Genomic DNA, 20,746 nt, shown 5'->3' with positions numbered 1-20,746 from the left:
GCCGGGGGCGGGCCCGCGTCTCAGGGGCCGCTCGGCCCCTCGTCCCGCCCCGCCGGCCGGCGCTCCGGCGGGGGGCTCGTGAGCCGCATCCGCTCGTAGGCGGCGAACTCCGGGTGGTGCAGGTCGAAGGCGGGGGACTCGGAGCGGATCCGGGGCACCGCGGTGAAGTTGTGGCGGGGCGGCGGGCAGGAGGTCGCCCACTCCAGCGAGCGGCCGTAGCCCCACGGGTCGTCGACGTCGACCTTCTCCCCGTACCGCCAGGTCCGCCACACGTTGTAGAGGAACGGCAGGGTGGAGGCGCCCAGCAGGAAGGCGCCGATGGTCGAGACCGTGTTGAGGGCGGTGAAGCCGTCGGCCTCCAGGTAGTCGGCGTACCGCCGGGGCATGCCCTCGGCGCCGAGCCAGTGCTGGACGAGGAACGTCGTGTGGAAGCCGACGAAGAGCGTCCAGAAGTGCATCTTCCCGAGCCGCTCGTCGAGCATCCGCCCGGTGAACTTGGGCCACCAGAAGTAGAAGCCCGCGAAGGTCGCGAAGGCGACCGTGCCGAAGACCGTGTAGTGGAAGTGGGCGACCACGAAGTACGTGTCGGTGACGGCGAAGTCCATCGGCGGCGAGGCGAGGATCACTCCGGTGAGCCCGCCGAACAGGAACGACACCAGGAAGCCGGTGGCCCACAGCATCGGGGTCTCGAAGGAGAGCGAGCCGCCCAGCATGGTGCCGGTCCAGTTGAAGAACTTCACCCCGGTGGGCACCGCGATCAGGAAGGACAGCAGTGAGAAGAAGGGCAGCAGCACCGCCCCGGTCGCGAACATGTGGTGCGCCCACACGACCACCGACAGGCCGGTGATGGTCATCGTGGCGGCCACGAGGGTCGTGTAGCCGAAGATCGGCTTGCGGGAGAAGACCGGGATGATCTCGCTGATGATGCCGAAGAACGGCAGGGCGATGATGTAGACCTCGGGGTGCCCGAAGAACCAGAACAGGTGCTGCCACAGCAGCGCGCCGCCGTTCTGCGGCTGGAAGACCACCGTGCCGAGCCGCCGGTCGGCCTCCAGGACGAGCAGGGCCGCGGCGAGCACGGGGAAGGCCATCAGCACCAGGATCGTGGTGAAGAGGGTGTTCCAGGTGAAGATCGGCATCCGGAACATGGTCATCCCCGGCGCCCGCATCCCGACGATGGTCGCCAGGAAGTTCACCGAGGTGAGGATCGTGCCGAAGCCGGAGAGCGCGAGCCCCATGATCCACAGGTCGACGCCGACGCCCGGCGACCGCAGCAGGCTGTTCAGCGGGGCGTAGGCGGTCCAGCCGAAGGCGGCCGGGCCGCCGGGGGTGAAGACGGAGCCGAGCACCATCAGGCCGCCGAAGAGGAACAGCCAGTACGAGAACATGTTGAGCCGCGGGAAGGCGACGTCGGGCGCGCCGATCTGCAGCGGCACCAGCTCGTTGGCGAAGCCGGCGAAGGTCGGGGTCGCGAAGAGCAGCAGCATGATCGTGCCGTGCAGGGTGAACGCCTGGTTGAACTCCAGGTTCGTCACCAGCTGGAGCCCGGGTCTGGCCAGCTCGGCCCGCATCACCATCGCGAGGGCCCCGGCGATCAGGAAGAAGACGAACGAGGTCACCAGATAGAGGTGGCCGATCTTCTTGTGGTCGGTGGTGGTGATCCAGTCGATCAGCACCCGCCCGTGCCGCTGGCGTGCGGATTCGACGGTTCCGGCCGCGGTCTCGGTAGCCATCCCTGGATGATGCTCCGTGCCGCGCGGGAAGCGGGGGAGGCGGACCGTCGGGTCGTCCGGTCGGCGGACCGTGTGTGCGTGGTGCGCGGAAATCGTGAAAGCCGCGCATGTGGGCGGATGCCCGGGAATTCCCGGCGGGCGGACGCCATACCCGAATTCCGGGGAGGGGCCGGGAATTATCGGAGAACCGGCCGGAAACCGCCCGTGCGAACGAGCGCGTCCCTGTCAAACATATGTCGAGAACCTGTGACACAAGCGTGACCGGCAAGGTACTAACGTGAGCTGTATGACACCCGAACACGCACCCGAATCGTATGTGGGGCTCGCCGCCGACGAAGCCGAGCGCCTCGCCCGGAACAGGGGCTGGCGCGTCGTCCGGTCCCTGCCGCCGGGCTCGATCGTGACCATGGAGTACCTGGCCGGGCGCATCAACTTCGAGGTCGAGGACGAGGTCGTCCGGCGCGTCTGGCTCGGCTGACGGCACGACCAGGGCAGTGCGGAGGGGCCCCGGCCGATCCCGGCCGGGGCCCCTCCGTCGTGCCGTGCGACGGCTCAGCCGCCGGTGGCCGGCCGCGAGTGCGGCGGGCGGCGGCTGCCGGCCGGACCGACCGGGGCGCGCTCCGAGCGCACCGCGTGAGGGGTGCGGGGCGGGGCGAGCGGCGGGGTCGGCAGCCCGGCCGCGCGGCCCGCGGCCGCTCGGCCGGAACCGGCGCCGACCTTCTCCCGGACCGGCTCCTCGGCCCCCGAAGGGCGGGGCGGGAAGAGCCCGGGCACCGGTCCGCCGCCTGCCACGGGCAGCGAGGGCACCAGGCGCCGACGGGCCCGCAGCTGCTCGCGCAGCCGGTCCCGCAGCCCCAGGATCCAGGCCTCGACCGTCGCGATCACCGGCTCGCACCAGGGCAGCGCGAGCAGGATCAGCAGGCCCGCGGCCCAGCCGAGCAGCACGTCGCTGAGCCAGTGGGTGCCGAGGTAGACGGTGGTCAGGCCGACCCCGAGGGCGACCACCGCCGAGAGGGCCGAAAGCCAGCGCCGGGCCCTCGGCGTGGTCGCCAGGTAGGCGAGGATGCCCCAGGTCACGACCGCGTTCGCGGTGTGCCCGGACGGGAATATATCGCCGCCGCCGAAGAGCTCGGCGGAGCCGACCTGTGTCGCGTAGTGGGGGCCGAGCCGGCCGAGTCCGAGCTTGACCGCGCCGACGGTCACGTTGAGCAGGAGCAGCGCGGCGCCGAGGGAGAGCAGCGGCCGCAGCGTGTGCTGACGCCAGGAGCGCCAGCCCAGCCAGGCCGCCACCATGACGGCCGTGGGGCCGCGCTGGCCGAGGACGACGTAGTAGTCGAGGAAGGCGTGCAGCTCCGGCCATTGCTGATACGGCCGGAACAGCATGATCTTCCAGTCGAGGGTCACCAGCCAGGTCGACAGCAGTACGGCGACGACGATGGCCAGATAGAACGCCGACGTCCCGCCGAAGAGGGCGAGACGCGTGCGGGTCATCCGCGGGACCTCTATCTTCGGCGGTTCCGGCTCCCGGTCCAGCCGGGCAAAGATGTCGGTACGCACCCAATCGACGTTACAGGGAGTGAGTAGCGACCTTGGTCGTTCTGGTCCCTTCGTGATGACGATGTGATGTGGAGTTGCTCTCAGCCGGGCGTTTGTTCCCGTCGTCCGTCGGAAAATCCGATGACCTTCCGCCCTATTGCGGAGCGGGCGTTTCCGGAAGTCTGTTTGAAGGCCTGGGTAATGCCGGATCAATTGGCCCGAGCACCTTCCGCGCGGAATTCCACCCGCCGCGCGGCGCGGGCGGAGTGGCGTACGCCACACCGAGTGGCCCACCGGGGTGAGAGCTGCACCACGCGCTCGGGGCTTGAACTCGCGTACGCTGACGGCTCACTCGCCCGTCGATGCCGGGCCGCCCCGGGGTCCGCCCCCGGCAGGTGCCCGCCGAGCGCGAGGGCTTCACTGGGAGGTACGTACATGACGCGGACGAACACGGCCGGAGCGCGACTCCGAACCGCTGCCGGCGGTGCCAACCGCTGGGTCGTCCTCGTCGTCCTCTGCGTGAGTCTGCTGCTCGTCGCACTCGACTCGACCGTGCTGCACGTCGCCGTCCCCTCGCTCACCGAGGACCTGCGCCCCAGCTCCACCGCGCTGCTGTGGATCGTCGACGCCTATCCGCTGATCTGCGCCTCGCTGCTGATCCTCTTCGGCACGCTCGGCGACCGGGTCGGCCGCAGACGGGTGCTGCTCCTCGGGTACGCGCTGTTCGGCGTCGCCTCCGCGGTCGCCGCGCTCGCCACCACCCCCGGGGTCCTGATCGGGGCCCGCGCCCTGCTCGGCGTCGGCGGCGCGATGATCATGCCCGCCACGCTCTCCCTCCTCCGCGCGGTCTTCCCGGACCGGCGCGAGCGGGCCACCGCCATCGGCGTCTGGACGGCGGTCGCCGCCGTCGGCGCCGCCACCGGGCCGGTGCTCGGCGGCTTCCTGGTCGAGCACTACTGGTGGGGCTCGGTCTTCCTGATCAACATCCCGCTGATGATGCTGATCCTGCCGCTCGGACGCTGGCTGCTGCCCGAGTCCAAGGGCGCCGCCGACGGCCCCTGGGACGTGCTCGGCGCCCTGATGGCCACCGCCGGTGTGCTCGGCTCCGTCCTCGGGGTCAAGCGGCTCGGCGCGGGCGACTCCCCGCTCTCCCTGGCCACCGCGGGCCCGCTGCTCATCGGCGCCGCCCTGCTGGTCCTCTTCGTACGGCGGCAGAAGCGGCGCGCCCACCCGCTGATCGACATGCGGCTGTTCTCCCGGCCGGCCTTCACCACCTCGGTCGGCTGCATCGTCCTGGGCATGCTGGCCCTGGTCGGCCTGGAGCTGATCGCCGTCCAGTACCTCCAGCTGATCCTCGGCCTGAGCCCCCTGGAGACCGGGCTGCGGCTGCTGCCGCTGACCTTCGCCGCGATGGCCGCCGGCGCCACCGGCTCGTACACGCTGCGCAGGATCGGGCCGCGCCGGATGGTCGGCTGGGGCTTCGTGCTGACCGCCGCCGCGGTGCTCCTGCTCGTCCTCATGGGGCAGCACGACCGGCCGCTGCTGCTCACCACCGGCTTCGTCCTGCTCGGCTTCGGGCTGCAGACGACGCTCTTCTCGGCGTACGAGTCGATGCTCAGCGAGGCGCCCCCGGAGAGCGCCGGCGGGGCCGCGGCGATCGGCGAGACCTCGTACCAACTCGGCGCGGGCATGGGCATCGCGCTGCTCGGCAGTGTCATGAACGCGGCCTACGCGCCCGGTCTGAGAGGGCTGCCCGGAGTGCCGGAGGCGGCCACGCAGGCTGCCGCGAACTCGCTCGGCGAGGCGTATCAGGTGGCCGAGCGGCTCGGTGGCCCGGCGGGGACGGCGCTGCATCAGGCGGCCCGGCACGCCTTCGTGAACGGCCTGCACGTGACCCTGTTCGTGAGCGCCGGGCTGCTGCTGCTCGGGGCGCTGATGGCGCTGCGGCTGCCGCGCGTGATGGAGTGCGCCACTGATCCGGAGCCGCTCGTGGACCCGGAGCCGGTCGGGGGCGTGGAGCCGGTGGAGCGGACGGGCGGCGCCCCGAAGGTGCCCGGTACCCGTGAGCCCGCCGAACCGGCCGGCTCGGCCCGGCCCCGGTCCTGAGTCAGGACCGGGCCGGAGGTGAGCCGAGCCCCGGCGGGGGTCAGCTCTGGTTGAAGAAACCGTCCTGCGACCGCCCCGCGGACTCGCCGCTGACGATCTGCGTGTCGGCCGGCGTCAGCAGGAAGACCCGGGTGGCCACCCGCTCGATCGAGCCGCGCAGGCCGAAGGCGAGACCGGCGGCGAAGTCGACCACGCGCTTGGCGTCGTTCGGCTCCATCGCGGTCAGGTTCACGATCACCGGGACGCCGTCCCGGAACAGCTCGCCGATGCCCCGGGCGTCCCGGAACCCGTCGGGGGAGACGGTGGCGATCCGACGGCCGTGGTCCTGCGCCGTGTCGGTCGCCACCCGCACCCGCGGGTCCGTCACCCAGGCGTCGCTGCCGTTCTCGGCACCGTCGGCGTACTCGTCGTCGTAGTAACGCTCGTCGTTGTCCTCGACGAGTCCCAGCCAGGCACTCGCCTTGCGCACCGATCCCATGGACGCCTCCTTTCAGCGCGGTCACTTGTGGTTCCGCAATCCCTATCGTCGTCCATGATGCGGATCGCGCGCCAAGTGGATAGTCGGCGCGCAGGGGATTCGTGACGGTACTGGTGCAGAACGTGAGGTTCGAAAACTGGCGATTCGTCAGGGATCTTGCGGTATGCGGGGGGTGACTGGGGGGCGGGCGGCGGCGCGCAACTTAAAATATGAATGTCGGGCCGGAAGGGTGACGACAGGGGCGTACGGGTGAACCGCCACGCCCGGCAGCCACGGGGGAGAATGTCTTGTTCGGAATCGTCAGACCCTGCACCCATCGCCTCACCGAGGGACTCAAGACCGAGTGGATGGCCCATCTCTGCGGCCTCTGCCTGGCACTTCGCGCCGACCACGGACAGCTCGCCCGGGTGGTCACCAACTACGACGGCCTGATCGTCTCGGTGCTGACGGAGGCTCAGACCGGCGCCACCGAGGCCGGCCGCCGCACCGCGGGCCCCTGCGCGCTCCGCGCGATGCGGACCGCGCCCGTCGCCCGGGGCGAGGGAGCGCGGCTCGCCGCCGCCGTCTCCCTCGTACTGGCCTCCGCCAAGGTCCGCGACCACGTCGCCGACCGGGACGGGCTGTTGGCCCGCCGGCCGGTCGCCGCCGCGGCCCGCCGCATCGCCCGCTCCTGGGACCGGGCCGGCGCCCGCACCGGCCGGGAACTCGGCTTCGACACCGCCGTCCTGGTCGACGCCGTCGACCGGCAGACCGGCATCGAGGCGCTCGCCGGACCCGGCACCCCGCTGCTCGTCGTCACCGAGCCCACCGAGACGGCGACCGCCGCCGCCTTCGCGCACACCGCCGTCCTCGCCGGCCGCCCCGGCAACGCCGAGCCGCTCGCCGAGGCCGGGCGCCTCTTCGGGCGCCTCGCCCACCTCCTCGACGCCGTCGAGGACCAGGCCGCCGATGCCGCCGCCGGATCCTGGAACCCGCTCACCGCGACCGGGACCTCCCGCGAGGAGGCCCGCAGGCTCGCCGACGACGCGCTGCACGGCATCCGGCTCGCGCTGAAGGACGCCGAGTTCGCCGACGGGCGGCTCGCCCACGTCCTCCTCGCCCACGAGCTGCGCACCTCCGTCGACCGGGCCTTCGGCACGACGAGCTGCTCCCACGGGGCGCCGGGGTCGGGGCAGCCGTACGGGCCTGGGCAGCCGTACGGGCCGGTGCCGGGGAACCCGTACGCGCAGCCCGGCCCGTACGGACCGGGCGACCCGCTCGCCAAGCCGGGCGGCCCCGGCGGGCCGGGCGGCATGCCGCCCTTCCCTGGCGGCGGTGGCGGTGGCGGCGGGCCGCACAAGCCCGAGCCGCGCGGCTTCCTCGCCGGGTGCGCCGCCTTCACCTGGCTGTTCTGCACCTGCCAGATCTGCTGTGCGGAGAAGTACGAGGGCCCCTGGTCCCGCAAGAAGCGTGAGGGCTGCTGCCACAGCTGCGACTGCGGCTCCTGCGACTGCGGGGGCTGTGACGGCTGCGACTGCTGCTGCCCCTGCGACTGCTGACAGGGCGTCGGCCGACCGGCCGCCGGGCCCCGGTGCGGTGGGGCCCGGCGGCGGGTGTCACTTCGTCGGCGCCGGGATCTCCGGCGGGGAGATCCGCGACTCGGCGATCCCCGAGGCGGACACGCCCCACTTCTTCAGGATCCGGTCGTAGGTCCCGTCCGCCTTCAGGCCGTTCACCGCGGCCTGGAAGGCCGGCGTGAGCGCCGAGCCCTTCTTGAAGGCGAAGCCGACGTCGAGGCGCCGGTACTCGTTGAGGAACTTCGTGCCCGGCTGCTGGGTCACCGCGTACCGGATGCCGTTGATGGTGCTCATCAGCACGTCGCTGCGGCCCTGCTGGAGCGCCAGCCAGCCGGCGGAGGTGTCGGCGAAGACGTTCACCTCGTACGGCTCCTTGCCGGCCTTCGCGCACCGCTCCTTGTTCTTCTCCAGGGTCCGCTCGAAGGTGGTGCCCGCCCCGGTGGCCACCTTCAGGCCGCAGAGCTGCGTGAGGTCGGTGACGTCCGTCAGCTTCGAGTCGGAGCGGGCCGCGAAGCCCTGCCCGTCGTTGATGTACGTGACGAAGTCGATCGTCTTGCGCCGCTCCTCCGTCACGCCGAAGTTGCCCATGCCGATGTCGTACTTGCCGCTGCCGAGCGCCGGCAGGATGACCTCGAAGCCGGCGACCTCGGTCCGCACCTCCAGGCCGAGCGCCTTCGCCACGGCCTGCGCGAAGTCGGCGTCCAGGCCGGCGACGGTCTTCCCGTCCGGCAGGTAGGCCGAGCTGGGTGGGGTGCCCACCGAGGTGGCGAGGGTCAGACGGCCGCGCTGTCTCACATCGGCCGGCAGCAGCTTCGCCGCGGCCTCGTTCTTCTTCACCCCCGTCACCACGTCCTCCTTCGGGAGCGCGCCCTGCGCGCCCCCCTTCCCCGTCGCGCCGGCGGGGGCCGCCACCGGTTCCCCGCCGGCGCAGGCCGTGAGGGCCAGGCCCGCCGCGGCGGTCAGGGCGAGCAGGGCGGTGGTGCGCTTCGTGCGCGTGGTGCTCTGGGTACGCGTGGTGCTCATGGCTTCGGGGTCTCCAGGTACTTCTCGAACGGCAGCGGCCCGATCGACTCGGGATCGGCGGCGACGTCGAAGAGCGGGCGGTATCCGGTCGCCAGGTAGAGGCCCTTGGCCTCGGGCTGGCGCGGGCCGGTGGTCAGGTAGATCCGGGTGTAGCCGCGGTCGGCGGCCTCCCGTTCGAGCACGGTCAGGACCCGGCGGGCGAGACCGCGCCTGCGGTGCGCCGAGTGGGTCCAGATCCGCTTCAGCTCGGCGGTGTGCTCGTCGTAACGGCGGTAGGCGCCGCCCGCGACGGGCCGCCCCTGCTCCAGGAGCAGCAGGAACGCCCCCTGGGGCGGGGCGAACTCCTCCGCCGGATAGCGGCGCAGGTCCTCCGAGGAGCCGTACCGGGTCGTGTACTCGTACGCCAGCTCGTCGAGCAGCGGGCGTGCCAAGGGATCGGTGGTCGTGGTCCGGTGCACGGACAGCGCGAAGGTCATGGATTTCCTACGGAACAAGTAGGGAAAAAGGCGAAAGGCGGGGCAGGACGAGGGGAGTCGAGCTCAGGCACTCACGGACGTGCGGAAGTGAAGGCGCCGCGGGAGAACAGCACGCGGACAGGAGGAAGCAGGGGGTCGGCTCAACAGGAAGAGGACCACACGCGACCGAAGTCGATGTGGGAGCGCGTGACCAGCCACTGCTGCGAATACATGGCCCAAGTGGAACAGGCATCCGTTTCCCCGTCAACCGTGATGAGACGAACAGCTCACAGTGCGGACGGACTTGACAGCACTCCGTGCCCGCCGACTACGTTGAGGACGCGGACCCTGCTGAGGGGCTTGGATCCGTGGCTCACCGCGCGTGAAGGCGCACTCCCGTGTTCGATCCGTCTCTGGCATCCACGGAGCCTTCGCCATGTCCGCGATCCTCACCAAAACCCCCGTCACGGCCCCGCCCGACACCGAACCGGCGCCCCGCATCGTCCCCGCCCGCCGCACCGGCCAGTGGACCGCCGCCGCGGCCGTCCTCGTCCTCGTCGCGCTCGGCCTCGTCTCCGTCGCCACCAACCGCGCCTTCCAATGGGACGTGGTCGGCGCCTACTTCACCTCCACGTCCGTGCTGCGCGGACTCGGCCTCACCCTGTGGCTCACCGCCCTCGTGATGGCCCTGGGCTTCGTCCTCGGCACCCTGCTCGCCGTCATGCGGCTCTCGGACAACCCCGTGCTCCGCGCGGTGAGCTGGGGATACGTCTGGTTCTTCCGGTCCACGCCGATCCTGGTCCAGCTGCTGTTCTGGTTCAACATCGGCGTGCTCTACCCGACGATCCTCGGCGTCCACACGGTCAACCTCCTCGGCCCCGTCTCCGTCGCCGTCATCGGCCTCACCCTCCACGAGGCCGCCTACGCCGCCGAGGTCGTCCGCGGCGGGATCCTCTCCGTCGACCGCGGCCAGATCGAGGCCGCCCAGTCCCTCGGCCTCGGACGCGCCCGCCGGCTCACCCGGATCGTGCTGCCGCAGGCCATGCGCGCCATCGTCCCGCCCGCCGGGAACATGCTCATCGGCACCCTCAAGGGCACCTCGATCGTCTCCGTCATCGCCGTGCAGGACCTGCTCTACTCCGTCCAGCTCGTCTACCACGCCACCTACCAGGTCATCCCGATGCTCCTGGTCGCCACCCTCTGGTACGTCCTGGTCACCTCCGTCCTCAGCGTCGGACAGCACTACGTCGAGCGGCACTACGCCCGCGGGACGGCGGGTGCCCGATGAGCCGGCCGGACACCGGACGCCGCTCGCTCGTCGTCGTCGGCGCCGGGCCCCGCGGCACCGGCTTCCTCGAACGCCTCGCCGCCAACCTGCCCGAGCTGTACGGGGACCACCCCCTCGACCTGCACCTCGTCGACCCGCACCCGGCCGGCGGCGGCCGCATCTGGCGCACCTCCCAGTCCCCGCTGCTCTGGATGAACTCCCAGGCCGAGGACGTCACCATGTTCACCGACGAGACCGTCACCCTCGACGGCCCCGTACGGCCCGGACCCACCCTCGCCGAATGGGCCGGCATCGACGGCCGCAGCTTCCCCAGCCGCCCCCAGCAGGGCGCCTACCTGCGCTGGGTCTACGAGCGGGCCCGCGCCGCGCTCCCGCCCTCCGTCACCGTCCACGAGCACCCCACCACCGCGCTGCGCGTCACCGGACCCCGCGACGGGCGCCAGCGCGTCTGGCTCGACGGCCACGCCGTGCCGCTCACCGCCGACCTCGTCGTCCTCGCCCTCGGGCACCTCGACGCCCACCCCGACGAACACCAGCGCGCCCTCGGCGACTTCGCCGCCCGCCACGGCCTCGTCCACCTGCCGCCCGACTTCACCGCCGACACCGACCTGTCCGCCCTGCCCGCCGGCGAACCCGTCCTGGTCCGCGGCTTCGGCCTCGCCTTCGTCGACCTCATGGTGCTGCTCACCGAGGGCCGCGGCGGAACGTACGAGCAGCGGGGCGACCGGCTCGTCTACCGCCCCTCCGGCCGCGAGCCGGTGCTCCACGTCGGATCGCGGCGGGGCGTCCCGTACCACTCCAAGATCGGCTACGAGCTCGACGGCGAACAGCCGCCGCTGCCCCGCTTCTTCGGCCCCGCCGAAGTCGACACGCTGCTCGCCCGGCCCGGCCCCCTCGATTTCCGGCGGGACGTCTGGCCGCTCGTCGCGAAGGAACTCGGCTGGGCCCACTACCACCGCCTGTTCGCCGCGCACCCCGAACGGACCGGCATCGCCTGGACCGACTTCGAGGAGCGGTACACCGCCGCCGCCCCCGGCTCACCCGCACTCGACACGCTGGCCGCCGCCGCCGTGCCCGACCCCGCCGACCGGCTCGACCTGGACGCCCTCGACCACCCGCTGGCCGGGGTCCGGCACAGCTCGGGCGACGCCCTCCAGGACGGACTGCGCCGCTACATAGCCGCCGACCTCGACCGCCGCCACGACCCCGCCCACAGCCCCGACCTGGCCGTCTTCGGCGCCGTACTCTCCGTCTACGGGCAGCTGCTGCGCCTCGGCGACCTCGGCGACCCGGGCAACTGGTGGCACGGCTTCTTCAGCTACCTCGCCTCCGGCCCGCCCGGCCCCCGGCTGCGCCAGCTGCTCGCCCTCTCCGACGCCGGACTCGTCCGCTTCCTCGGCGCGGACGTGACCATCGACACCGACGAGGAGCGGGGCGTCTTCCGCGCCTCCTCCGCGACCGTGCCGGGGGAGTGGACCGAGGCCCGCGCCCTGGTCGAGGCCCGGCTGCCCGACCCCACCCTGAAGCGCACCGGCAGCCCGCTGCTGCGCGCCCTGTACGAGGCCGGCGCCCGCGCCACCGACGCCGGGCTGCTCGCCGTCGACCCGGACGACGGGCGGGTCCTGGGACGCGACGGGCTCCCGCACCCGCGGCACTTCGCGCTCGGACCGCACACCACCGCCCGCGCGGGCGGCGCCTTCACCCGGCCGCGCACCGGGGGCTTCGCCTTCCGGCAGAACGACCGGACCGCCCGGACGGCGCTCGCGCTGCTGCGGGACCTGTCCTGTACGGCGGCCGAGGCGGCGCCCGCGCCGAGGCCGGAGCCCGAGGCGGTGGCCGCGCGCTGAGCGCGGGCCCCGTCCGCCCCGTCCGCCCCGTCAGCCCCGTCAGGCCTGTCTGTCCTGTCTGTCCCGCCGGCCCCGCCGACCCCGTCCGTCCCTCCGGAACCTCCCGCCCTCCTCTCGTACCGAGGTACGCCCATGTCTCTCACCAGTGATCCACCGGTCGACGTACCCCCGCGACCGGCCGCCGCGGCCGACACCGCGGACCCCGCCGTCCTCAAGGTGGTGCCCGTACGGCACCCCTGGCGCTGGGTCGCGGTCGTCGCCACCGCCGTCGTCCTCGCCCAGTTCCTCAACGGCCTGATCACCAACCCCGGCTGGGAGTGGGACGTCTTCGCCCGCTTCTTCACCGCCGACGCCATCCTCAAGGCCGTCTGGGTCACCCTCCAGCTCACCTTCTACGGCACCGCCCTCGGCTTCGCCCTCGGGATCGTGCTCGCCTTCATGCGCCTGTCCGCGAGCCCCTTCCTCAAGGCGGTCGCCTTCGGCTACATCTGGGCCTTCCGGTCGATCCCGCTCATCGTCCAGCTGCTCTTCTGGTTCAACCTGGCCTACCTCTACAAGGAGCTCAGCTTCGGCATCCCGTTCGGGCCGAGTCTCTTCTCCTTCGACACCATGGGCCTGGTCGGCGCCATGAGCGCCGCCGTCCTCGGCCTGGCGCTGCACCAGGCGGCGTACGCGGCGGAGATCGTCCGCGGCGGCGTGCTCGCCGTCGACGGCGGCCAACTGGAGGCGGCGGCCTCGCTCGGCATCCCGCGGCTGCGGCAACTGCGCCGGATCGTGCTGCCGCAGGCCATGCGCTCGATCCTGCCCAACGCCGCCAACGAGATCATCTCGCTCTTCAAGGGCACCTCGATCGTCTCCGTGATGGCGATCGGCGAGCTCTTCTACCAGGTCCAGGTCGTCTACGGCCGCAACGGGCGGGTCGTCCCGCTCCTGATGGTGGCCACCGCCTGGTACATCCTGCTCACCACGGCGCTCTCCATCGTCCAGCACTACGTCGAACGTCACTACGCGAAGGGGAGCACCCGATGAGCACCGCCGCACCCGACACCGCCGTACCCGAGCACGCCGAGAACAAGGTCCGGATCCGCTCCGTCCGAAAGAGCTTCGGAGCCCTGGAGGTCCTGCGCGGCATCGACCTCGACGTGCGCCCCGGCGAGGTCACCGTCATCCTCGGCCCCTCGGGCTCCGGCAAGTCCACCCTGCTCCGGACCATCAACCACCTGGAGAAGGTCGACAGCGGCTCCATCAGCGTCGACGGCACCCTGGTCGGCTACCGCCGCTCCGGCGACAAGCTGTACGAGCTGCGCGAGCGCGAGATCCTCAGGCAGCGCACCCGGATCGGCTTCGTCTTCCAGAACTTCCACCTCTTCCCGCACCTCACCGTCCTGGAGAACATCGTCGAGGCGCCGGTCTCCGCCCTCAAGCGCCCCCGCAAGGACGCCGAGGCAGCGGCCCTGACGCTGCTCGAACGGGTCGGGCTCGCCGACAAGGCCCGCTCCTACCCCAAGCAGCTCTCCGGCGGACAGCAGCAGCGGGTCGCCATCGCCCGCGCGCTCGCCCTCGAACCGAGCCTGCTGCTCTTCGACGAGCCGACCTCCGCGCTCGACCCCGAGCTGGTCGGCGAGGTGCTCGACGTCATCAAGGACCTGGCCGCCTCCGGCACCACCATGATCGTCGTCACCCACGAGATCGGCTTCGCCCGCGAGGTCGCCGACACGGTCGTCTTCATGGACGAGGGCCGCATCGTCGAACAGGGCCCGCCGGCCGAGGTGCTGGAGAACCCCCGGCACGAACGCACCCGCGCCTTCCTCTCCAAGGTCCTCTGACCCCTCTCTCCCCTCTGACCCCTCTGTCCCCTTCCCTTCCTTCTCCTCCTTCCCGTCCCTCCCCTCCGTTGCTCTTCCTTCGACACCAGGAGTCCCGTCATGTCCGTATGCCGTCGTCCGCTCGCCGTCGCGCTCGCCTCGCTCACCGCCCTCGCCTCGCTCACCGCCTGCGGTGCCAGTGACGTCGCCACCGACCAGGTCGCGCCCAAGGGCCAGAAGGGTGCGGGCAGCTCGATCAACCTCGGCCCGGACCAGAAGCGCGTCCACACCGCCAAGGTCGACACCATCGCCGCCAAGCTGCCCGAGGCCGTGCGCAAGCGCGGCACGCTCTCGCTGGGCGTCTCCACCGGCAGCGCGCCGCCGCTCGGCTTCTACGCCACCGACGACAGAACGCTCATCGGCGTCGAGCTCGACATCGCCACCCTGGTCGCCGACACCCTCGGCGTGAAGCCCGAGTTCGACGCCGTCTCCTGGGAGAACCTCTTCGTCGGCCTGGACAGCGGCAAGTTCGACGGCGTCTTCTCCAATGTCACCGTGACCGAGGAGCGCAAGGACAAGTACGACTTCGCCACCTACCGCCTGGACGACCTGGCCTTCGAGGCGAAGAAGGGCAGCGGCTGGAAGGTGAAGGGCCCGGCCGACGTGGCGGGCAAGTCCATCGCGGTCGGCTCCGGCACCAACCAGGAGAAGATCCTGGTCGACTGGAGCGCGGAGAACGAGAAGGCGGGCCGCAAGCCGGTCGACATCAAGTACTTCCAGAACGTCTCCGACTACTACCTGGCGCTCCAGTCCGGCCGCATCGACGCCTACCTCGGGCCCAACCCGAGCGCCGCGTACCACGTGGCCGCCGCCGGACAGACCGAGATCGTCGGCAAGTTCTCCGGTGCCGGCGCAGGCCTCCAGGGCAAGATCGCCGCCACCACCAAGAAGGACAGCGGCCTCGTCGCCGCCTACGCCGCCGCCCTGGACCACGTCATCCAGAACGGCACCTACGCGCAGGTCCTGGAGCGCTGGGGGCTGAGCAGCGAGGCCGTGTCCGCCTCGGAGATCAACCCGCCCGGCCTGCCCCGGACCAAGAACTGACCCGGTATGGAAAGGTTTCCCACCATGAGCACGGATGCATCGCAGGACTGGCAGGACTGGCACGAGCGGCGCGAGGCGGCGGTCGCCTCGACCTACGGGCCGCTCTCGCTGACGGGTACGTACTGGCTGTCGGACTTCCCGGAGGGGCGAATTCCGGCCGTTCCCGGTGAGTGGCGGGTGGAGGGCGACGAGGTGGTCCTGACCGCCGGCGCCGAGGACGCGGTCACGGTGGACGACAAGCCGCTGATCGGCAGCGTCCGGCTCACCGCCGACCACGGCCCGATCCACGAGTCCCGGGCCGAGTCGGCAGGCCGGCGGCTCGTCGTGCTGCGCCGCGAAGGGGAGTGGGCGGTACGGGACTTCGACCCCGCGTCGGAGGCGCGGCGCGCGTTCCGGGGCATCGAGGCCACCCCGTACGACGAGGCATGGGTACGGCCGGGCGTGTTCCGCCCGTACACCGAGGACCGTCATGTACGGGTGGAGAACGCGGACGGCAAGGAGCGCGGGCTCGGTCTCGCCGGCGAGCTGGTCTTCGACCTGCACGGAGCCGAGCACAGCCTCCAGGTGGCCGTGGAGGAGGACGGCACGCTCTGGGCGGTCTTCGCGGACGCCAGCAGCGGGCGGGGCAGCTACCGCTTCCGCTTCCTGCGGCCGCCGGCCCCGGCGGCGGACGGCTCGGTGACGGTGGACCTCAACCGGGCGCTGCTGCCGCCGTGCGCGTTCGCCGCGCACTTCATCTGCCCCTTCCCGCCGCCCGGGAACACGCTGGACACGGCGGTCGAGGCGGGGGAGCGGCGGCTGATCGAGGGCTGATCGCGGGCCGACCGAGGATAGACCGAAGGTCGAGCCGGGCCGGAAGGGCGGCACCCGGGGCGTTCGCGCCGGGTGCCGCCCTTCCGCGTACGAGGTCCTGTGCGCGGACTTGTGCGCGGTCTTGTGCGCGGTCTTGTGCGGAGGATCAGGTGCGGCCACCATCACTGGCGAGACATGACAGGGACACGTCACCAGTCATGGCTTCAGGGCCCGACACCCCCGGGTCCTCCCGCTCTCCCGAAGGAGACCAGTGAGGACATCCCCGCGCGTCACCCCCCGCCGACTGTTCACCCTCACCGCGGCCCTCGCCGCCGTCACCGCCCTCGCCCTGCCCGGCGCGCAGGCCGCGCCCGCCCCCGGTCCGGCCGGTGCGGCGGCCCTCGCCCGCGCCGACGCCGCCGTGCTGAAGGCCGATGTCGGCGGCACCGCCTGGTACGTCGACCAGGCCACGGGCCGGCTCGTCGTCACCGCCGACTCGACCGTCTCCGAGGCCGGCCTCGCGAAGATCCGCGGCGCCGCCGGGGCCGACGCCGGAGCGCTGCGCTTCGAGCGCGCTCCCGGGGTCTTCAAGCCCCTGCTCGGCGCGGGCGACGCCGTCTACGGCGGCGGCTACCGCTGCTCGCTCGGGTTCAACGTGGTCAGCGGCGGCACGTACTACTTCCTCACCGCCGGGCACTGCGGCAACGTCGCGAACACCTGGTACACCAACTCGGCGCAGTCCACGCAGATCGGCGCCACCGTCGGGTCCAGCTTCCCCGGCGACGACTTCGCCCTGGTCCGCTACGACAACACCTCGCTCAGCCACTCCGGCGGCTACAGCGCGGCTGACGCCTATGTGGGCGAGTCCGTCAAGCGCACCGGCTCCACCACCGGCACCCACGGCGGCACCGTCACCGGACTCAACGCCACCGTCCGCTACTCCGGCGGCGGCACCGTGCGCGGTCTGATCCAGACCGACGTCTGTGCCGAGCCCGGCGACTCCGGCGGCCCGCTCTACGACGGCGGCAAGGCGCTCGGCATCACCTCCGGCGGCAGCGGCGACTGCCGGTCGGGCGGGACCACCTTCTTCCAGCCGGTGCCCGAGGCGCTCGCCAAGTACAAGGTGAGCCTCTACTGAGTCTCGCAACTGCCGTACCGCACAAGGTAGTTGAGGGCTTCACGGCCGAAAGACGCCCTTGCGGCGTGAAGCCGTACGGCCCGAGACTCCCCCACAGCGCCGGCCCTGGGCCGCGCCTCACGGGTCCGACACCCCACTGCGGGCCCCCGATTCCCCTCTGGAGGAACGAAAAGTGAGGATCAAGCGCACCACCCCCACGCGAAACATCCGGATGCTCGCCGTCGCGACCGGCCTCGCCGCCGCCGCGGCGTTCGCCGTCCCCGCCGCGAACGCCGACTCCGCCGCCTCGGCGGGCACCTTCAGCGCCACCCAGCTCACCGCCGCGGGCGACGCCGTCCTCGCGGCCGACGTCGCGGGCACCGCCTGGCGCGTCGACCCGGCCACGAAGTCGGTGCTCGTCACCGTCGACTCCACCGTCTCGCAGGCCGACATAGCCAAGATCAAGCGCCAGGCCGGCACCAACGCGGGCGCGCTGCGCATCGAGCGCACCGCGGGGAAGTTCAACAAGCTGATCTCCGGCGGCGACGCCATCTACGCGAGCAGCTGGCGCTGCTCGCTCGGCTTCAACGTCAAGGACAGCGCGGGCAACTACTACTTCCTCACCGCCGGCCACTGCACCGACGGCGCGAGCACCTGGTGGTCCAACTCCGCGCACACCACCGTCCTCGGCAGCACGGCCGGGTCCAGCTTCCCGACCAACGACTACGGGATCGTGCGCTACACCAACACCTCGGTGACCAAGTCCGGGACGGTCGGCAGCGTCGACATCACCAGCGCCGCCAACGCCACGGTCGGCATGTCCGTCACCCGCCGCGGCTCCACCACCGGCATCCACAGCGGCACCGTCACCGGTCTCAACGCCACCGTGAACTACGGCGGCGGCGACATCGTCTACGGCATGATCCAGACCAATGTCTGCGCCGAGCCCGGCGACTCCGGAGGTCCGCTCTACTCCGGCAGCCGCGCCATCGGCCTCACCTCGGGCGGCAGCGGCGACTGCACCTCCGGCGGCACCACGTTCTTCCAGCCGGTGACCGAGGCGCTGAGCGCGTACGGGGTCAGCGTCTTCTAGGCCCCCGGGTCCTTGGGTCCTTCCGGGCCCTGGCGGTCCTTGTGGTGCCCTCGGCGGACGCGTCGGGGGCACCCCCCTTCCAAGATCTTGTGAATCCATTCACAAAAGGACTTCCGACCCCGTCCCAGGGGTCTTTCATCCGCTCTTTTCGCAGGTCAACAGGTGTCCAATGGGAGGTGAAGAAAAAGCACGGGACCAAGAAGGAGTGCCTGCCATGGAGGCCAAGGAGATGGTGGACGGACTCGTCCAGGCGGCTCTCGCCGCCCTCGACCGGTTCGAGACCCTCGACCAGGAGCAGGTCGACCACATCGTGAAGAAGGCTTCGCTCGCCGCCCTCGGCGCGCACGGCGAACTCGCCCGGCTCGCCGTCGAGGAGACCGGCCGCGGCCTCTTCGAGGACAAGGCCGTCAAGAACCTCTTCGCCTGCGAGCACGTCACCCACTCGATGGCCGGGCTGAAGACCGCCGGTGTCATCCGCCGCGACGAGCTGAACGGCATCACCGAGATCGCCGAACCCGTCGGCGTCGTCTGCGCGATGACCCCCGTCACCAACCCGACCTCGACCACGATCTTCAAGGCGCTGATCGCGCTGAAGACCCGTAACCCCATCGTCTTCGCCTTCCACCCCTCGGCGCAGAACTGCTCGGCCGAGGCCGCCCGGATCGTCCGCGACGCCGCCGTCGCGGCCGGCGCGCCCGCCGACTGCGTGCAGTGGATCGAGGAGCCGTCCATGGCGGCCACCGGTGAGCTGATGAACCACGAGGGCGTCTCCACCATCCTCGCCACCGGCGGCAACGCGATGGTCAGGGCCGCCTACTCGTGCGGCAAGCCCGCCCTCGGCGTCGGCGCCGGCAACGTGCCCGCCTACGTCGCCAAGGACGCCAAGCTGCAGCGCGCGATCCACGACATCGTGCTCTCCAAGGCCTTCGACAACGGCATGATCTGCGCCTCCGAGCAGGCCGTCGTCCTCGACCGGGAGGTGTACGAGCAGGGCATCGCCGAGTTCGAGCGGCTCGGCGCCTACGTCGTCACCGCCGCCGAGAAGACCAAGCTGGAGGAGTACGTCTTCGGCACCACCGCCTACGCCACCAACTGCGGCGGTGCCAAGCTCAACGCGGCGGTCGTCGGCAAGTCCCCGCGGTGGATCGCCGAGCAGGCCGGCTTCGAGGTCCCCGAGGGCACCTCCATCCTCCTCGCCGAGTGCGCCGAGGTCGGCGAGAGCGAGCCCCTCACCCGCGAGAAGCTCTCCCCGGTCCTGGCCGCCCTCAAGGCCGACTCCACCGAGCACGGCCTCGACCTGGCCGCCCGCATGGTCGAGTTCCACGGCCTCGGGCACAGCGCCGCCATCCACACCGAGGACGAGGCGCTGGCCGAGGAGTTCGGCAAGCGCGTCAAGGCGATCCGGGTCATCGTCAACGCCCCCTCCACCTTCGGCGGCATCGGCGACGTCTACAACGCCTTCCTCCCCTCGCTCACCCTCGGCTGCGGCTCCTACGGACACAACTCGGTCTCCAACAACGTCACCGCGGTCAACCTGATCAACGTCAAGCGGATCGGACGGCGCAACACCAACATGCAGTGGTACAAGATCCCGCCGAAGATCTACTTCGAGCGCAACGCCATCCGCTACCTCGGCGAGATGGAGGACGTCCGCCGGGTCACCCTCGTGACCGACAAGACCATGGGCGCCATCGGCTTCGTCCAGAAGGTCACCGACATCCTCAACGGGCGCGCCGAGCCGGTGACGATCCAGGTCATCGACAACGTCGAGCCCAACCCGGAGCTCGCCACCGTCCGGGCCGGCGCCGCCGCCATGCGGGACTTCGGGCCGGACACCATCGTGGCCCTCGGCGGCGGCTCGCCGATGGACGCGGCGAAGATCATGTGGCTGATGTACGAGCGGCCCGAGGTCGAGTTCGCGGACACCAAGGAGAAGTTCTTCGACATCCGCAAGCGCGCCTACCGCTTCCCGAAGCTGGGCGAGAAGGCGAAGCTGGTCGCCGTCCCGACCACCTCGGGCACGGGCAGCGAGGTCACCCCGTTCGCGGTCATCTCCGACCCCGAGGCGGCGCAGAAGTACCCGCTCGCCGACTACGCGCTCACCCCGGACGTGGCCATCGTCGACCCGGTGCTGCCGCTGAACCTCCCGCCGACGGTGACCGCCGACTCCGGTTTCGACGCCCTGACCCACGCCACCGAGGCGTACGTCTCGGCCTACGCCAACGACTTCACCGACGGCCAGTGCCTCCAGGCGATCAAGCTGATCTTCGAGAACCTGGAGACCTGCGTGACGGAGGGCGGCAAGGCGCCCGAGGCCCGCGAGAAGATGCACAACGCGTCCACCATCGCCGGCATGGCCTTCGCCAACGCCTTCCTCGGTCTGGTGCACGCCATGGCCCACACCCTCGGCAACACCTTCCACGTGGCCCACGGGCGCACCAACGCCCTGCTGCTGCCGCACGTGATCCGGTACAACGGCACCGTCACCCACAAGGCCGTGCCGTGGCCGAAGGCGGAGGTCTACCGCGCCCCGGAGCGGTTCCAGGAGATCGCCCGGATGCTCGGCCTGCCGGCCGCGACCCCGGAGGAGGGCGTGGAGTCCTACGCCCGCGCGGTCGAGGAGCTGCGCGCGAAGTGCGGCATCCCGGCCTCCTTCCAGGAGGAGGGCGTCGACGAGGCGGCCTTCCTGGAGGCCCTGCCCCAGCAGGCGATGAACGCCTACGCCGACCAGTGCGCGCCCGCCAACCCGCGGATGCCGATGATCGACGACATGAAGGCGCTGATGACCCGGGCGTACTACGGGAAGTAGTGCC

General features: G+C 71.5%; 17 protein-coding genes. 12 read left to right on the top strand and 5 right to left on the bottom strand.

The window, feature by feature from the left end; genetic code table 11:
* Positions 1 to 20: 20 nt before the first annotated feature.
* Positions 21 to 1,733, bottom strand: coding sequence for an aa3-type cytochrome oxidase subunit I (gene ctaD, locus ACZ3ZE_RS32675; RefSeq protein WP_361623177.1), 1,713 nt, complete (start codon positions 1,731 to 1,733; stop codon positions 21 to 23).
* Between the two features lie 286 nt (positions 1,734 to 2,019).
* Between ctaD and ACZ3ZE_RS32670 the strand changes: the two genes are divergently transcribed.
* Positions 2,020 to 2,211 carry an I78 family peptidase inhibitor gene (locus ACZ3ZE_RS32670; protein ID WP_361623180.1) on the top strand — a complete coding sequence of 64 codons (192 nt, stop codon included), beginning with the start codon at positions 2,020 to 2,022 and terminating at the stop codon, positions 2,209 to 2,211.
* 74 nt (positions 2,212 to 2,285) lie between these two features.
* Here ACZ3ZE_RS32670 and ACZ3ZE_RS32665 read toward each other — a convergent pair whose 3' ends face one another.
* Positions 2,286 to 3,290, bottom strand: a complete 1,005-nt coding sequence (locus ACZ3ZE_RS32665; RefSeq protein WP_361170078.1) for a phosphatase PAP2 family protein — start codon at positions 3,288 to 3,290, stop codon at positions 2,286 to 2,288.
* A gap of 414 nt (positions 3,291 to 3,704) precedes the next feature.
* Here ACZ3ZE_RS32665 and ACZ3ZE_RS32660 point away from each other — a divergent pair, with 414 nt between their 5' ends.
* The gene (locus ACZ3ZE_RS32660; RefSeq protein ID WP_467261674.1) at positions 3,705 to 5,375 is read left to right on the top strand and encodes an MFS transporter; all 1,671 of its coding nucleotides are present in this window, start codon (positions 3,705 to 3,707) and stop codon (positions 5,373 to 5,375) included.
* Positions 5,376 to 5,415: 40 nt separating this feature from the next.
* On the opposite strand, the gene ACZ3ZE_RS32655 is transcribed toward ACZ3ZE_RS32660, so the two are convergent.
* A complete protein-coding gene (locus ACZ3ZE_RS32655; RefSeq protein WP_361170072.1) occupies positions 5,416 to 5,853 on the bottom strand; it encodes a cell division protein SepF in 438 nt (145 codons plus the stop codon).
* A gap of 287 nt (positions 5,854 to 6,140) precedes the next feature.
* On the opposite strand from ACZ3ZE_RS32655, the gene ACZ3ZE_RS32650 reads away from it, so the two are divergent.
* Positions 6,141 to 7,391, top strand: coding sequence for a DUF5685 family protein (locus ACZ3ZE_RS32650; protein WP_442305051.1), 1,251 nt, complete (start codon positions 6,141 to 6,143; stop codon positions 7,389 to 7,391).
* A 57-nt stretch (positions 7,392 to 7,448) separates the two neighbouring features.
* Here ACZ3ZE_RS32650 and ACZ3ZE_RS32645 read toward each other — a convergent pair whose 3' ends face one another.
* Entirely contained in the window at positions 7,449 to 8,432 is a 984-nt protein-coding gene (locus ACZ3ZE_RS32645) for an ABC transporter substrate-binding protein (protein WP_361170066.1), read from the bottom strand.
* On the bottom strand, positions 8,429 to 8,908 hold the full coding sequence (locus ACZ3ZE_RS32640; protein ID WP_361170063.1) for a GNAT family N-acetyltransferase: 480 nt from the start codon (positions 8,906 to 8,908) through the stop codon (positions 8,429 to 8,431). Before ACZ3ZE_RS32640 ends, ACZ3ZE_RS32645 begins: the two co-directional genes overlap by 4 nt.
* 415 nt (positions 8,909 to 9,323) lie before the next feature.
* On the opposite strand from ACZ3ZE_RS32640, the gene ACZ3ZE_RS32635 reads away from it, so the two are divergent.
* The 9 genes from ACZ3ZE_RS32635 (at position 9,324) to adhE (ending at position 20,742) form a co-directional block, all read left to right on the top strand.
* Positions 9,324 to 10,175, top strand: a complete 852-nt coding sequence (locus tag ACZ3ZE_RS32635; protein WP_361170060.1) for an amino acid ABC transporter permease — start codon at positions 9,324 to 9,326, stop codon at positions 10,173 to 10,175.
* A complete protein-coding gene (locus tag ACZ3ZE_RS32630; RefSeq protein ID WP_361170057.1) occupies positions 10,172 to 12,022 on the top strand; it encodes an FAD/NAD(P)-binding protein in 1,851 nt (616 codons plus the stop codon). Before ACZ3ZE_RS32635 ends, ACZ3ZE_RS32630 begins: the two co-directional genes overlap by 4 nt.
* A 132-nt stretch (positions 12,023 to 12,154) precedes the next feature.
* Positions 12,155 to 13,051: an amino acid ABC transporter permease gene (locus ACZ3ZE_RS32625; RefSeq protein ID WP_361170054.1), complete on the top strand. Its 897-nt coding sequence runs from the start codon at positions 12,155 to 12,157 to the stop codon at positions 13,049 to 13,051.
* Positions 13,048 to 13,848 carry an amino acid ABC transporter ATP-binding protein gene (locus ACZ3ZE_RS32620; RefSeq protein WP_363292095.1) on the top strand — a complete coding sequence of 267 codons (801 nt, stop codon included), beginning with the start codon at positions 13,048 to 13,050 and terminating at the stop codon, positions 13,846 to 13,848. The genes ACZ3ZE_RS32625 and ACZ3ZE_RS32620 overlap by 4 nt, the downstream gene beginning before the upstream one ends.
* 99 nt (positions 13,849 to 13,947) lie before the next feature.
* The gene (locus ACZ3ZE_RS32615) at positions 13,948 to 14,931 is read left to right on the top strand and encodes an ABC transporter substrate-binding protein (protein WP_361170049.1); all 984 of its coding nucleotides are present in this window, start codon (positions 13,948 to 13,950) and stop codon (positions 14,929 to 14,931) included.
* Between the two features lie 24 nt (positions 14,932 to 14,955).
* Positions 14,956 to 15,744 (top strand): DUF1684 domain-containing protein, encoded by a 789-nt coding sequence (locus tag ACZ3ZE_RS32610; RefSeq protein ID WP_361623196.1) that lies wholly within the window; start codon positions 14,956 to 14,958, stop codon positions 15,742 to 15,744.
* A gap of 250 nt (positions 15,745 to 15,994) precedes the next feature.
* Positions 15,995 to 16,861 (top strand): S1 family peptidase, encoded by an 867-nt coding sequence (locus ACZ3ZE_RS32605; protein WP_467261672.1) that lies wholly within the window; start codon positions 15,995 to 15,997, stop codon positions 16,859 to 16,861.
* Positions 16,862 to 17,033: 172 nt separating this feature from the next.
* Positions 17,034 to 17,933: a S1 family peptidase gene (locus ACZ3ZE_RS32600; protein ID WP_467261670.1), complete on the top strand. Its 900-nt coding sequence runs from the start codon at positions 17,034 to 17,036 to the stop codon at positions 17,931 to 17,933.
* A 214-nt stretch (positions 17,934 to 18,147) separates the two neighbouring features.
* A complete protein-coding gene (gene adhE, locus ACZ3ZE_RS32595; RefSeq protein WP_361623205.1) occupies positions 18,148 to 20,742 on the top strand; it encodes a bifunctional acetaldehyde-CoA/alcohol dehydrogenase in 2,595 nt (864 codons plus the stop codon).
* Positions 20,743 to 20,746 lie beyond the last annotated feature (4 nt).

The sequence above is a fragment of the Streptomyces sp. NPDC023157 genome (genome assembly GCF_055560575.1).
Note: the sequence above shows the minus strand (reverse complement) of the source record. Positions and strands in the feature narration are given on the sequence as shown.

Coding starts and splice junctions, on each gene's coding strand:
- ACZ3ZE_RS32630 (WP_361170057.1), top strand. CDS start 10,172: ATGAGCCGGCCGGACACCGGACGCCGCTCGCTCGTCGTCGTCGGCGCC.
- ACZ3ZE_RS32640 (WP_361170063.1), bottom strand. CDS start 8,908: ATGACCTTCGCGCTGTCCGTGCACCGGACCACGACCACCGATCCCTTG.
- ACZ3ZE_RS32670 (WP_361623180.1), top strand. CDS start 2,020: ATGACACCCGAACACGCACCCGAATCGTATGTGGGGCTCGCCGCCGAC.
- ACZ3ZE_RS32620 (WP_363292095.1), top strand. CDS start 13,048: ATGAGCACCGCCGCACCCGACACCGCCGTACCCGAGCACGCCGAGAAC.
- ACZ3ZE_RS32660 (WP_467261674.1), top strand. CDS start 3,705: ATGACGCGGACGAACACGGCCGGAGCGCGACTCCGAACCGCTGCCGGC.
- ACZ3ZE_RS32625 (WP_361170054.1), top strand. CDS start 12,155: ATGTCTCTCACCAGTGATCCACCGGTCGACGTACCCCCGCGACCGGCC.
- ctaD (WP_361623177.1), bottom strand. CDS start 1,733: ATGGCTACCGAGACCGCGGCCGGAACCGTCGAATCCGCACGCCAGCGG.
- ACZ3ZE_RS32615 (WP_361170049.1), top strand. CDS start 13,948: ATGTCCGTATGCCGTCGTCCGCTCGCCGTCGCGCTCGCCTCGCTCACC.
- ACZ3ZE_RS32655 (WP_361170072.1), bottom strand. CDS start 5,853: ATGGGATCGGTGCGCAAGGCGAGTGCCTGGCTGGGACTCGTCGAGGAC.
- ACZ3ZE_RS32610 (WP_361623196.1), top strand. CDS start 14,956: ATGAGCACGGATGCATCGCAGGACTGGCAGGACTGGCACGAGCGGCGC.
- ACZ3ZE_RS32635 (WP_361170060.1), top strand. CDS start 9,324: ATGTCCGCGATCCTCACCAAAACCCCCGTCACGGCCCCGCCCGACACC.
- adhE (WP_361623205.1), top strand. CDS start 18,148: ATGGAGGCCAAGGAGATGGTGGACGGACTCGTCCAGGCGGCTCTCGCC.
- ACZ3ZE_RS32645 (WP_361170066.1), bottom strand. CDS start 8,432: ATGAGCACCACGCGTACCCAGAGCACCACGCGCACGAAGCGCACCACC.